This is a genomic window from Gymnodinialimonas mytili, assembly GCF_037544085.1.
GTDB lineage: Bacteria > Pseudomonadota > Alphaproteobacteria > Rhodobacterales > Rhodobacteraceae > Gymnodinialimonas > Gymnodinialimonas mytili.
In genome coordinates, this window is record NZ_JBBIFW010000006.1 from 120,649 (window position 1) to 133,561 (window position 12,913).

Genomic DNA, 12,913 nt, shown 5'->3' on the forward strand with positions numbered 1-12,913 from the left:
CTCAACTTAGGATTGGCCCTGCACGGCGTCCGGTCGTGCAGGGCTTTTTTGATGATTCAAGACAAATGATTAAGCAATTCCGCCGCCGCGCGATCATGGATACGCGGACCGGGCAATAACCGGGCGGCCGCCTCTTCCCGCGGCCCGAAGAACTTACCCTTCGTGCTGTCAGCATCTTCAACCACATCAGGCACAGCGATTGTGACAGATGCTGCCATCTCAGACACGGCATCCAACATCCGCTGGCTGACAAAAAGTGGATCGCCCCCCAGGCCCTCGGGGGCCGGGCAATCAGGCGTCTTGTTCGAAAGCCATAGCAAATGCACCGGCGCATCAATGGAATCGATCAATCGCCGCATACGGGCGACCCAAGCGGCCTCAAGCTCGGTTTTGATGATACCAAACCGGTCTTCGGATAGGTTGTGCAGATGGCTGAGCAGATGCCGTGTGAAATGAAACTCTGTAAAATCCACATCAGGAAATATCGTACGCAGCATCGAGCTCGCCTTCAAAAAGCGATCGTTCCGGCGCGGATGCACATGGTAGAACCGATTGGTCATGTTGTGGGCGCTGGTGATCTGCAACACCACGGCATCCGCCTTTGCCATAGCGGAACCAATGGCAACATCGTTCGTCAGCACATCCAAACCCGCATTCACCACGCCTAGGTTCAAAACCGGTTGCGGGAGCGCCGAGTCCAACTGCGACGCGAATGGCGCATGTATGAAGCGCCCAAATGTTTCCGACCCGCCCACGCAAACGACACATGGCCCCAAGCTGTCGGATATTGGCCCACGGAACCTTAGAGGCGATCCCGGGAGCGCCGCTGTGTGATAATCAAGAGGCATTCGCCCCCGCTGCTCAAAACTCATAATTCCTCACTCCAATTGAAGGGAGACTCACCCAACGCCCATGGTGACACCAAGGCGTTGATCAATTCCTAAACGACTGTTTTATTGAAATTTTTCCTAGATTTGCACAGATCCGCTCCATTCCAGTCGCGGCGATAGCGATCTTGTGCCCGCCGCGACACCCTGCCTATGGTGCGCGCAACGAAACTCGGCACCGAAAAGGAGCGTCCATGGGCATCGACAGCATTGGGATCGTCGGCGCGGGCCAGATGGGAAACGGCATTGCGCATGTCTGTGCGTTGGCCGGGTATGGTGTGGTGCTATCCGACGTGAGCCAGGATTCATTAACCCGCGCGACAGAGATCATCGATGCAAATCTCGGGCGTCAGGTTGCTCGCGAGAAGATCTCGGCTGCCGAGAAGGATGCGGCCATGGGCCGGATCCGGACGACTCTGCGATTGTCCGACGTGGGGCCTACCGACCTGATCATCGAAGCCGCAACCGAGCGGGAAACAGTGAAGCAGGCAATCTTCGAAGACCTGCTGCCACATCTCAAACCCAATACAATCCTAACCTCCAACACCTCGTCGATCTCGATCACGCGGCTGGCCTCACGCACCGATCGCCCCGAGAAATTCATGGGGTTCCATTTCATGAACCCAGTGCCGGTGATGCAATTGGTCGAATTGATCCGTGGCATTGCCACCGATGAGCCCACCTTCACAGCTTGCAAATCCGTCGTGGACCGGCTGGGCAAAACCGCCGCAACGGCCGAGGATTTCCCGGCCTTTATCGTCAACCGCATTCTGATGCCGATGATCAACGAAGCGGTCTACACGCTGTATGAGGGTGTTGGAAATGTCACCTCCATCGACATGGCCATGAAGCTGGGCACCAACCATCCAATGGGGCCGCTGGAATTGGCTGATTTCATCGGGCTGGATACATGTCTGGCGATTATGAACGTGCTGCATGACGGATTGGCCGACACCAAGTACCGGCCTTGTCCTTTACTTACCAAATATGTCGAGGCTGGGTGGCTTGGTCGCAAAACCCAGCGCGGTTTCTACGATTACCGCGGGGAAGGCGGACCGGTTCCGACGCGATAGCGGGTCAGCCGCCGCCCCCACCGCGCCCACGCGCGGCGCTGGGCCTAAAGATCGGACGGGCCTGGGCCCGCTAGGGAGAACAGGCACGGACGCTCACGGGAGTGGCCCCGGGTGCGGATCTCGGTGAAAGTGTCGGTATGGCGCGCTATTGGTTCGGGTTGTCTTTCAAAGACAGCGTCCGCTCGCGTAGCCATGCCATGAACTCACGCGGCTTCCCAATCCGATCATGCCATTCTTCGGGCTGGATCGGCTTCCCGATGATCGGCGCTTGCGGTTTGTCGAAGCTGTTCACCACTTCGTGGATCAGCAGGCCCTGACGAATCACTGGGCTGATCCGATTGGCAATCTGATATGCGCGGCTGTTCGATCCGGTGAAGAAACACGGAACAATGGTCGCGCCGGATGTGCGGATCATCTTCGCGGTGAAAACGTTCCACTCCCCCTCCAAAGGCGGGCCCCACATCCGATCTGCCGCCGCAACGGCGCCAGACGGGAAAAGCGCAATCAACCCACGTTCCTTTAAATGCGCCATAGCCTGCGCCCGCATATCCAACATCTTTTGCTGGGCATCGGGTTCATGGGGAAACGGAACCGAGATCATGTAACTGGCCGCGGCTTCGTCCAAACCGGTCAGCAGAGCGCGTGTCAGGATCCGGTAATCGTTTCGGCGGCGTCCTATCAGATCCGCCAGGATCATCCCATCGACCAACCCATGTGGGTGGTTTGCAACAAAGACAACCGGACCATCTTTCGGGATACGGTCCAACTGGGATTGCGGGGTCTGCAGGTCGATCCCCATCACCTTCATCGTGGCGGGCCAGAAGGCCTGACCTTTGAATTCGCCCAAATTCTCGAATTGCCGCACGCGCCGCAAGATCGTGATCTTGCCGGTCATCCATTCAATGGCCTTGATCGTGAAGCGTACGATCGGACTGGGAAACGAATTGGCATAGGTCAGGGACCGACGGTCATACTGACCGTTGGCACCGGAAGCCCGGGTTGGCGCTGGGGCCGAGATATTTCGGGTACCGAGATCCGTCACGAGCCCTCGTCTTTCCTCATCCTGAGACGCTGCGCAAGTCCTGCAAGCGTGTCAGGTATCCTCGCCGAACCGCTGGGCGACCAGAGCGTCCAGCGCATTGGCCAGGTCTTCCGCCTGTACCCCACTGGTTTCGACTTCAATAAAGGTTCCCTGAGAGGCTGCCAACATTAAAAGGCCCATGATCGAGTCCCCGGCGGCGCTCAGCCCATCTTTGCGGACGATTGCCGTTGCGTCATAATCCTCAACCACCTCAACGAACCGGGCCGATGCGCGCGCATGCAGGCCCTTCACGTTCACAATCTTCATCTGGCGGGTATGCGTCGTCATCTCTGTCATGACGCCCGGCGTATCTTATTCCGGCGCCCCGTCAAAACTGTTGATGTAACGACGCCCCGCCTCTGTTGCACGCATGACAGCCTCTTCAACGGTCAGATGACGGGATTTGGCCAGCTTGATCAGCATGGGCAGGTTCATTCCGGTCAGGATCTTGCGGTTCGCTGGTCGGCAGGCCCGCAGCGACAGGTTTGACGGCGATCCGCCATACATATCCGTCACAACGACAACGCCGTCGCCGGTATCGACAGCATCCGCCGCATCGCAGATCTCGCGTGTCCGCGCTGTACGGTCATCCTCGGCACCTATCGAAATCGCACGCATGCCCATCTGCTGGCCCACGACATGTTCGGTGGCACGCAAAAACTCCGGCGCTAGGCCGCCATGGGCGACAATCACGATGCCGATCACGCTTAACTCGCTTCCTCATCTTCAACCGACGGGCTGGCTGGCGTTTGATGCGATGCAGGTGCGTGGGATTGCGGATCCGTGCGCGCCACATCTCGATGTCGTTTTGACACCCGCCAGCCCTGCTCCGCAAGGTGTTGCGCGGTAATCTCTACCAAAGCCACGGATCTGTGACGTCCACCCGTACACCCAAACGCCACGGTTAGGTGGCTTTTGCCCTCTTCGCGATAAGCCGGCAGAAGCAAATCGAGCAATCCCGCCACCTGATCGCAGAAGGGCGCGAACCTCGGATCATCCCTGATGTGGGCCTGCACATCCGGCGATCTACCGTCCTGTGGGCGCAGCAACGGGTCCCAGTGGGGGTTGCGCAAGAACCGGCAATCAAAAACCAAGTCTGCCCCCAAAGGCAGGCCGCGCTTGAAAGAAAACGAGGTCAGTTGCACGGCCAAGCCGGGCGCCTGATCATCAGGGAACATCGCGGCGATGCGTGCCTTCGTATCATGAGGCGTCAATCGGCTGGTATCCAGCAAGATCGTTGCCACATCTCGCAACGCGCCGACCATATCGCGATCCAACGCAATGCCTGCCATAGGATCGGCATCAGGCGCCAAGGGATGTCTACGCCGCGTTTCTGAATAGCGCTGCTGCAAGGTCGCCGTGTCACAATCGACATAGATCATTTCAGCTTCAAAAGCGGGATCGGCTTGCAGGCGCGCGAAGGCCTGCATCAACTCATCTGCGCTGAAATCGCGGGTACGTGAGTCGATCCCCAAAGCCAGCGGGCGGGCGGGCGGCGCACCCTCCAGCAAGCGCGAAAGAAGTGATAGCGGCAGGTTGTCAATTGCTTCAAACCCAAGGTCTTCCAGCACATTGATGATCGTTGAGCGCCCGGCGCCGGACAGGCCCGTGACGAAGATCACTTGGGCAGGGGATTGGGCGTCGGTCATGGAATGTTCCAGGTTTCAAAAGGTGGCGTTACAAGTGTGCGCGACCATAGCGAAGCATTTGGATCACGGCAGGCGCTAGGGTGGGCGCTCCAGCGCCTCGGATCAACTCTGCCTCGGCTGCACCAAAAGCGACGGAGCGTCGCGGCGGCAAGCGATCTGGTTCCGGCGTGTCCAGATCCACAGCCAGGTGAAGCGGCACGCTCGAAACGACAGGTCCGGCATTCAACAGCCCGATCCCTCTTGCCTCGATCAGCGGCGGGGCAGTCTCAGGGCGAACCAAATGGAGAATAGCGGCGCGTTGTTCAGCGATCACACCGTCGTCGGAGACAAGCTGCGCACCATAGGCCATCAAAGCCAGCGCGAGACTGGATTTACCCGATCCGCTTGCCCCCAAGATCAGAACCCCGGCATCGTCGAGCGCGACGGCACTTGCCCTCAGAAACACGCGTGAAACGTCGTTACCGGGGTAATCCGCCCATCCGGTCAGCACCTCTGGATCTGATGCGGATCCGACTGCCATATCACTAGATGGGCAGACCGACCACAAAGCGTGCGCCCAGCGGTTCCGAAGTGAGATCCGCTTCGGTGGGGCGGATGTTCTCGGCCCATATAACGCCGCCATGGGCCTCGATAATCTGCTTGGAGATCGCCAGGCCAAGGCCGGAATGGTTGCCAAATTGCTGCACTGGGCGCTCGGAATAAAAGCGGTTGAACACCTTGGTGAGCGCCTCTTCGGGGATGCCAGGCCCGGTATCTTCGACGACGATTAGCACACGATTTTCACGCCGCCGTGTCCAAAGCCGGACTGCATCGCCATCTTCGCAAAAGGAAATTGCATTGGTCAGCAGGTTCACGAAGACCTGCGCCAAGCGCCCCTCCAACCCGGCGAGACGGATCGGCGTGTCGGGCAGGTCCGAGATAAACTCAACCCCCTTGGCCGCTGCTTCCTCGGAATGGTAGTGGGAGAGATTGTCGAGTGTTCGGACGAGGTCGAACTCCTCCTCCTCCTCTTTGACCAGTTCGCTATCCAATCGCGATGCGTTGGAAATGTCACTGACCAGGCGGTCAAGGCGCTGCACGTCGTGCTCGATGACATCGATCAGACGCTGGCGCTGTTCGTCATTTTTAGCGAAGCCCAATGTTCCCACGGCAGAACGCAGCGAGGCCAGCGGGTTTTTGATTTCATGACTGACGTCAGCTGCGAATTGTTCGTTCGAATCGATCCGATCGTAGAGCGCCGCAACCATGCCGCGCAGCGCGCCAGAGAGGCGCCCGATCTCATCCGGGCGCCCGGTCAGATCCGGGATACGCACCCGGGTCGGCGACATCTTTCGGGCGTTCTTATCTCGACCCAACTCCGCCGCCGCCGAGAGATCGGAAAGCGGATTGGCGATTGTCGAGGCCAAGACCAAGGATAAGCCGATGGACACCAAAAGTGCCACCACGAACATCTGCAGCAATTGCTCCCGTTCGACCCGGACCAGCTGGTCGATTTCGCCCGCTGCCGTCGTCACAACAACGACCCCAACCGGACCGCCCAGGCCTTCAATGGGCGTCGCGGCAGCATACACCGAGCCAGTCGTATTCAACCCTCGCCGCAAAAACGTCGCGCCATCCAGAGCGCTGGCCACCATGGCGCGATGAAATCCCGAATCGTCAATTTGGGTTTCCGGCGCGTCGGAGTTCCCCAGGACTTGGGCCATTGTGTTCCAGATCGAATTCAGGAAATCCGTGATCATCAGGCTTTCGGATGACTCCGTCGCCAAACCGCGGACTGGGCGCGCCGCACTGCGTGACAGGGTGCGAGTGGATGTCACCAAGGTTCCGTCGTCGGCATAAACGACAATATCGACACCGTCGGACAATCCGATCCGCGACAACACATCGCCAGCGTCAAACGTATCACGGTCTGAGAGGTCGACCCGCGTATCAGCGGGCAGATTTGCTTCAAAGATATCTGCGATCAGCTGCGCCTCGACAGCCAACGCCCGCTCGCGTTGCACCACCAGGCTGTCGCGGAAGGGATTGAGGTACATGACCCCAGCCACCAACACGACGATTGCCAGGAGGTTGAACAGAATAATCTTGCGCGCCAGAGGAGAGCGATTGAGAGAGATAAGAGACCGCCGCGCGCGCGCTGCGCGCAGCTCACTCTCAACCGTGCCCTGGGGACGGTCCCAATCCTCTCCTAGGACGATATCCGCCCGCTCTACGGCGGCGCGGTTGGTCATCGATGCGTCGGCTGGCACGCCAGACCCCTGATTTATTCTTCGTTGTACCGATAACCGATGCCGTAGAGCGTCTCGATCGCCGAGAAATCATCGTCCACCGAGCGCATCTTCTTACGCAGGCGTTTGATGTGACTGTCGATCGTCCGGTCGTCGACATAGACCTGCTCGTCATAGGCAACGTCCATCAGCTGATCGCGGCTTTTCACAAAGCCTGGCCGCTGCGCGAGCGCCTGCAGAAGCAGGAATTCGGTCACGGTCAGCGTTACGTCCTGGCCTTTCCAGGCAACGGCGTGACGAAGCGGGTCCATCTTCAGATGTCCACGTTCCAGAACGGTGCTTTCTTCGGGGGTGCCGGTCGCATCGGAGGCAATCGCATCCTGGCGCCGGAGGATCGAACGGATCCGTTCCACCAAAAGACGCTGCGAAAACGGCTTGCGAACATAGTCGTCCGCGCCCATGCGCAGGCCCATCAACTCGTCAATCTCATCATCCTTGGAGGTCAGGAAGATCACCGGCATCTGCGACTTCTGACGCAGACGTTGCAGCAGATCCATCCCATCCATCCGGGGCATCTTGATATCAAACACACCAAGATCGGGCAGTTTACGATTAAATGCGTCCAACGCGGACTGGCCATCGTTGAATGTTTCGACGTCGAAACCCTCTGCCTCCAGGGTCATCGATACAGACGTCAGGATATTCCTGTCGTCGTCGACAAGTGCGATACGCGCCATTTGTCTATCCTCGATTACTGCTCGATTTTTAGTTTTTCGAACAGCTTCATTGTTTCAGTCTAAGAATCAATCGGAAATGACTGATCCGTAGCTTCGATGGTTCAGGACTGTGGCGGATTTGCGTTAACACTTAGTTTAACCCGCCCAATTTGGGGACAATCGGCAAAAAATGGGCTGGTTGTGGCCGATCAGTGCCACCAAAACATGCGGAAATCCGGTGGTTGCGCTAATGGTTGCGCTAACTGTGACGGCACATCCTATCCAGGTTCAAAATCATCATGTTATAGCGGGACCCTGGGTGGCGGTTTCACATAGCGAAACCGACCTTCAACACAGCAAATAAAGGCGAATCTCGCCTGACAGGAGCATGAAAGCCATGACCAACGGACGCGTGAACCCCGCACACACGCTTGAAACCCAAGGCATCACGGGGCTCGGCTCGGTCTATTACAACTTGCTGGAACCGGCGCTGATGGAGGCCGCGGTGGCGCGCGGCGAGGGCCGGATTGGCCTGGGCGGTACATTCCTGGTCTCAACCGGCCAATTCACCGGTCGATCCCCCAATGACAAGTTCGTTGTTCGCACGCCAGAGGTCGAAGATCATATCTGGTGGGACAACAATGCGCCGATGACGCCGGAGGCTTTCGACCGCCTGCACGAAGATATGCTCGCCCACATGACGGGCGGCGATTACTATGTTCAGGATCTATATGCAGGCGCCGACCCCGCGCATCGCCTGGATGTGCGTGTGGTCAGCGAGCTGGCTTGGCACAACCTGTTCATCCGCCACCTGCTGCGGCGCCCCGACGCCTCGGAACTGGCCAGCTTCATTCCCGAATTCACCATCATCAACTGCCCTAGCTTCAAAGCAGACCCCGCAAAACACGGCTGCAATTCGGAAACGGTGATCGCCCTGAACTTCTCGAAGAAGCTGATCCTGATCGGCAATACGGAATATGCGGGTGAGAACAAGAAATCGGTCTTCACGCTTTTGAACTACATGCTGCCGGAAAAAGGCATCATGGCGATGCATTGCTCGGCCAACCATGCGATTGGCGACCCAGACGACGCGGCCGTGTTCTTCGGCCTCAGCGGCACGGGCAAAACCACCCTGTCCGCCGATCCATCGCGCATCCTGATCGGTGATGACGAGCATGGCTGGTCTGACACCGGCACGTTCAATTTCGAAGGCGGCTGCTACGCGAAGACCATCAATCTGCGCGAAGAAGCTGAGCCTGAAATCTACGCGACGACCAAGAAATTCGGCACCGTGATCGAAAACATGGTCTACGACGAAAACACGCTCGAGCTGGATTTCGACGATGACAGCCTGACAGCGAATACGCGCTGCGCCTATCCGCTCGACATGATCTCGAACGCGTCTGAGACTGGGCTTGGCGGCCACCCGAAGAACATCGTGATGCTCACCTGCGATGCTTTTGGGGTTCTGCCGCCTATCGCGCGCTTGTCCCCCAGCCAGGCGATGTATCACTTCCTCAGCGGGTTCACTGCAAAGGTAGCAGGGACCGAACGTGGCGTGACCGAGCCGACGCCAACCTTCTCGACCTGCTTCGGCGCGCCGTTCATGCCGCGCCGCCCAGAGGTCTACGGCGACCTGCTGCGCGAGAAAATTGCGGAATACGGCGCGACATGTTGGCTGGTGAACACCGGCTGGACCGGCGGCGCCTTCGGCACCGGATCGCGGATGCCGATCAAAGCCACGCGCGCCCTGCTGACCGCGGCGCTCGACGGCACGCTGAACAAGGGCAAGTTCCGCAAGGATCCGCATTTCGGCTTTGAAGTGCCCGAAACCTGCCCCGGTTGCAGCGACGATCTGTTGGATCCACGCGGCACATGGGCCGATGGCGCCGCCTATGATCGTCAGGCGCAAAAACTGGTCCAAATGTTCTCGGACAACTTTGCGCAATATGTCGCCCATATCGATGACGACGTAAAAGCCGCCGCCATCTGAACCGCCTAAAGCGTTACGACGATTGGGCTGATCCTGACAGCGAGGGTCAGCCCTTTTTCATTGGGGAGCCGAATTATGCGGCGTGTGTTGGTGAGCCTTCTGGCGATCATTTTTGCCCTCTGCTCGGTGGCTCAGCCAGCCCAGGCCAATCCCAGAACCGGTGAAGATATCGCCGAATTGATCTATGGCATCTATTGCACCCGAGAGCCTGAACGGCAGGATCCGGCCCCTGACACGGCCTCTGGGTTTATCAATATCGTACCCGGCCTGCCCGACTTTGCCTTTCAACAGAAAGTTGTCCCTGCGGAGATCGGCATAGGCTTCGGGGTCTTGGTCACCGCCCGGCAGGGTCGGATCCTGGATCCGGTCACCATCACCGTCACACATCCGCCCTACCCGGATTCAGGCATCACAGTCGAAAGCTGGGTGACCGATATCGACGGAATGGGGCCCAGCTTGGCGGGATACTCCTTCGACACCCCCAATGAACTGGTGACGGGCGCATGGACCTTTGAAGGTCATGACGCGGCGGGGGTGGAATTGTTTCATATCACGTTCGAGGTGGTGGACCCGGCCATGATGCCCCAGGTGATCGACACGTGTTTTGATGCGTTCCTTTCTTAGCTTCGGGTGGCGTCAACCGAACAGACCGCGCCGCACCAGATTGGCCCCTGCGACAATCAACACGATCAGTGTCGCCTTTCGGAACAATTCCGCATCCAACCGATCACCGACCCAGAACCCCACGCGCATGCCAAGGAATGTCGGCACCAATAGCACCGCGGAAAACGTCGCCGTCGCCCAGGTGAAAACGCCAGACGTTATGTGCCCGACCAACAAACTGACCGACCCTAGGCTGTAGATCACGCCCTGGATCAGCATTTGGCGCGATTTGGGGGTGTCCAGCGCCATGAGATACAGCACCGTTGGCGGCCCCCACGTGCCCGTGAAACCACCCATTGTCCCGGCAAGCCCGCCGACCAGCCATTCGGCCATGCGGCGCCGTTGAGGCGGGATGACAAGACGCACACCCGACAATTGAATGATCGACAAAGCCAGAACCGGCACGCCCAGGACCAGATAGAATACTTGCTCCGGCACCAGTTTCACGAACTGCGCCACGATCAGGATCATGATGCAGACCAACAGGACGTAGCGGCGGAAATCCCAGATGGTGGCGCGCGCCTCAGCGATCGGATGGCGCGAGACCTGCAGCAGGTTCGACACCAGGGCCGGTAGGATCACACCCGCGACGGCAATCAACGGCTCCAAGAAAAGCGAGAGCCCCGACATGATGATCAATGGAAGCGCAAAGCCAATCGCGCCTTTCACGATCCCCGCGACAAACGCCACCAATCCCGCCGTCAGCAACGCCCAAGGCGGGATAAGATCGAACAATTCCGCAAGCATAGGCCTGTTCTACGTTGCTTCCGGCAGGGCTGCACCCGCAAAGTGGGCGCGACATTTTTGTGCGCGTATCGACGCATTGCAGCATTTATGTTGCGCTGCACCTGCAAACGCCCTAGGTCTTTGCGAAACGGCTATACTGCCAGCACCAGACGTTCGCCCGAGGAGATTCGAGACATGCCCCGCGACGCCCATCTGACGACCGAAACAAACGTGATTTTGACTGATCTTCTGGCCCTAACCGCCGCCGCAATCCCACCTGCCGAAACCTTGCTGGGGCGCGCCAAAGACATCCTGCGCGGGACGTTATCTGAGGATGGTCGCATTTCGGGCGCACGGATTGAAGAGAACCAAACAGCTGCGCACGGATTGGCTTGGATCGCCACCTATGTCGAGGCGCTGCGCCAAATGCATGGCTGGGCGGAGCGGCTGCACGCCGAGGACAAATTCGGCGAGGTCGAGCAGTTGATCCTGCAGATCACCTTTGGCGAATATCTGTGGCAGATGTATGGTGGCTTGCCGATGAGCCAGGGCGAAATTCTGCGCCCGCAAGATATCGGCCTGACCCAGGACGATCAGCGCGCCATGATGGATAGCGCCGTGATGACCTTGACCCAATCGGGCAACACGCAGGCCGCCCGCACGCGGTTGGTCGAGTTGATGCGCGAGCGCTCGGCCGAGATCACCGTGGGCGCCAGCGGGCTCGACGACGAACTGGAGATGATCCGCGAGCAATTCCGCCGCTATTCCGTCGATCGCGTTATCCCCGATGCCCATGAGTGGCATCTGAAAGATGAGCTGATCCCGATGGAGATCATCGAGGAATTGGCCGAAATGGGTGTATTCGGCCTGACCATCCCGGAAGAATTCGGCGGCTTTGGCTTGTCGAAAGCCTCCATGTGCGTCGTCTCCGAAGAATTGTCGCGCGGCTATATCGGAGTGGGCTCGCTTGGCACGCGTTCCGAGATCGCGGCCGAATTGATCCTGGCGGGTGGCACCGATGAGCAGAAGGCCAAGTGGTTGCCCGGCCTCGCCTCGGGGGAGATCCTGCCGACCGCCGTCTTTACCGAGCCGAATACCGGCTCCGACCTCGGATCGCTGCGTACGAAGGCGGTGAAGGATGAAAATGACGATTGGATCGTCAACGGTAACAAAACCTGGATCACCCACGCCGCCCGCACCCATGTCATGACTGTTCTGGCCCGCACAGTGCCAGACACGGACGATTATAAAGGCTTGAGCATGTTGCTGGCCGAGAAGACCCCCGGCACTGACGAAGCGCCCTGGCAGGATGCGGGGATCAGTGGCGGCGAGATCGAAGTGCTCGGTTATCGTGGTATGAAGGAATACACGGTCAATTTCGACGATTTCAAAGTGAAGGGCGAAAACCTTCTGGGCGGCGAAGAGGGCCAAGGCTTCAAGCAGCTCATGCAGACCTTCGAATCTGCCCGCATTCAAACCGCAGCCCGCGCCGTCGGTGTCGCGCAATCTGCCCTGGATGCGGGGATGCAATATGCCGAAGACCGCAAGCAATTCGGCAAGTCCCTGATCAATTTCCCCCGCGTGTCGGGCAAGCTGGCGATGATGGCCGTCGAGATCATGGTGGCCCGTCAGCTCACCTATTTCTCAGCACGCGAAAAAGACAATGATCGCCGCTGCGATCTGGAGGCCGGAATGGCCAAGTTGTTGGGCGCGCGTGTGGCCTGGGCCGCTGCGGACAATGCCTTACAGATCCATGGCGGCAACGGGTTCGCCTTGGAATATGGGATTTCCCGCATCCTCTGCGATGCTCGGATCCTGAACATCTTCGAAGGTGCCGCAGAAATTCAAGCACAAGTCATTGCGCGTCGTTTGCTCGCCTGACGAAACGATGCGAAAG

At 58.8% G+C, this 12,913-nt stretch carries 13 protein-coding genes; 4 read left to right on the forward strand and 9 right to left on the reverse strand.

Annotated features, from left to right (window positions below):
• Positions 1-56: 56 nt before the first annotated feature.
• Positions 57-872, reverse strand: coding sequence for a DUF6473 family protein (locus V8J82_RS20460; protein WP_339978235.1), 816 nt, complete (start codon positions 870-872; stop codon positions 57-59).
• 209 nt (positions 873-1,081) lie between these two features.
• On the opposite strand from V8J82_RS20460, the gene V8J82_RS20465 reads away from it, so the two are divergent.
• Positions 1,082-1,960: a 3-hydroxybutyryl-CoA dehydrogenase gene (locus V8J82_RS20465; RefSeq protein WP_339978237.1), complete on the forward strand. Its 879-nt coding sequence runs from the start codon at positions 1,082-1,084 to the stop codon at positions 1,958-1,960.
• Between the two features lie 145 nt (positions 1,961-2,105).
• Here the strand turns inward: V8J82_RS20465 and V8J82_RS20470 are convergent, their stop codons facing one another.
• From V8J82_RS20470 to V8J82_RS20500, 7 genes are read right to left on the reverse strand one after another with little or no spacing between them, the layout of a single operon-like run.
• Complete coding sequence (locus tag V8J82_RS20470) at positions 2,106-3,002, reverse strand: lysophospholipid acyltransferase family protein (protein WP_439650092.1); 897 nt, start codon at positions 3,000-3,002, stop codon at positions 2,106-2,108.
• Between the two features lie 51 nt (positions 3,003-3,053).
• Positions 3,054-3,338: an HPr family phosphocarrier protein gene (locus tag V8J82_RS20475; RefSeq protein WP_339978239.1), complete on the reverse strand. Its 285-nt coding sequence runs from the start codon at positions 3,336-3,338 to the stop codon at positions 3,054-3,056.
• A gap of 15 nt (positions 3,339-3,353) precedes the next feature.
• A complete protein-coding gene (locus V8J82_RS20480; RefSeq protein WP_339978241.1) occupies positions 3,354-3,746 on the reverse strand; it encodes a PTS sugar transporter subunit IIA in 393 nt (130 codons plus the stop codon).
• Positions 3,747-3,748: 2 nt separating this feature from the next.
• Entirely contained in the window at positions 3,749-4,690 is a 942-nt protein-coding gene (rapZ, locus tag V8J82_RS20485; RefSeq protein WP_339978243.1) for an RNase adapter RapZ, read from the reverse strand.
• Positions 4,691-4,718: 28 nt separating this feature from the next.
• Complete coding sequence (locus V8J82_RS20490) at positions 4,719-5,210, reverse strand: HPr kinase/phosphorylase (protein ID WP_339978245.1); 492 nt, start codon at positions 5,208-5,210, stop codon at positions 4,719-4,721.
• Between the two features lie 4 nt (positions 5,211-5,214).
• Positions 5,215-6,921 (reverse strand): sensor N-terminal transmembrane domain-containing protein, encoded by a 1,707-nt coding sequence (locus V8J82_RS20495; RefSeq protein ID WP_339978556.1) that lies wholly within the window; start codon positions 6,919-6,921, stop codon positions 5,215-5,217.
• Between the two features lie 32 nt (positions 6,922-6,953).
• Positions 6,954-7,655, reverse strand: coding sequence for a response regulator (locus V8J82_RS20500; protein ID WP_339978247.1), 702 nt, complete (start codon positions 7,653-7,655; stop codon positions 6,954-6,956).
• 376 nt (positions 7,656-8,031) lie between these two features.
• Here V8J82_RS20500 and V8J82_RS20505 point away from each other — a divergent pair, with 376 nt between their 5' ends.
• Both V8J82_RS20505 and V8J82_RS20510 read left to right on the forward strand, forming a co-directional pair.
• The gene (locus V8J82_RS20505; protein WP_339978249.1) at positions 8,032-9,627 is read left to right on the forward strand and encodes a phosphoenolpyruvate carboxykinase; all 1,596 of its coding nucleotides are present in this window, start codon (positions 8,032-8,034) and stop codon (positions 9,625-9,627) included.
• A 75-nt stretch (positions 9,628-9,702) separates the two neighbouring features.
• The gene (locus tag V8J82_RS20510) at positions 9,703-10,251 is read left to right on the forward strand and encodes a DUF3859 domain-containing protein (RefSeq protein WP_339978251.1); all 549 of its coding nucleotides are present in this window, start codon (positions 9,703-9,705) and stop codon (positions 10,249-10,251) included.
• Positions 10,252-10,263: 12 nt separating this feature from the next.
• Here V8J82_RS20510 and V8J82_RS20515 read toward each other — a convergent pair whose 3' ends face one another.
• Positions 10,264-11,037: a sulfite exporter TauE/SafE family protein gene (locus V8J82_RS20515; protein WP_339978253.1), complete on the reverse strand. Its 774-nt coding sequence runs from the start codon at positions 11,035-11,037 to the stop codon at positions 10,264-10,266.
• 174 nt (positions 11,038-11,211) lie between these two features.
• Here V8J82_RS20515 and V8J82_RS20520 point away from each other — a divergent pair, with 174 nt between their 5' ends.
• A complete protein-coding gene (locus V8J82_RS20520; RefSeq protein WP_339978255.1) occupies positions 11,212-12,897 on the forward strand; it encodes an acyl-CoA dehydrogenase family protein in 1,686 nt (561 codons plus the stop codon).
• Positions 12,898-12,913: the final 16 nt, after the last annotated feature.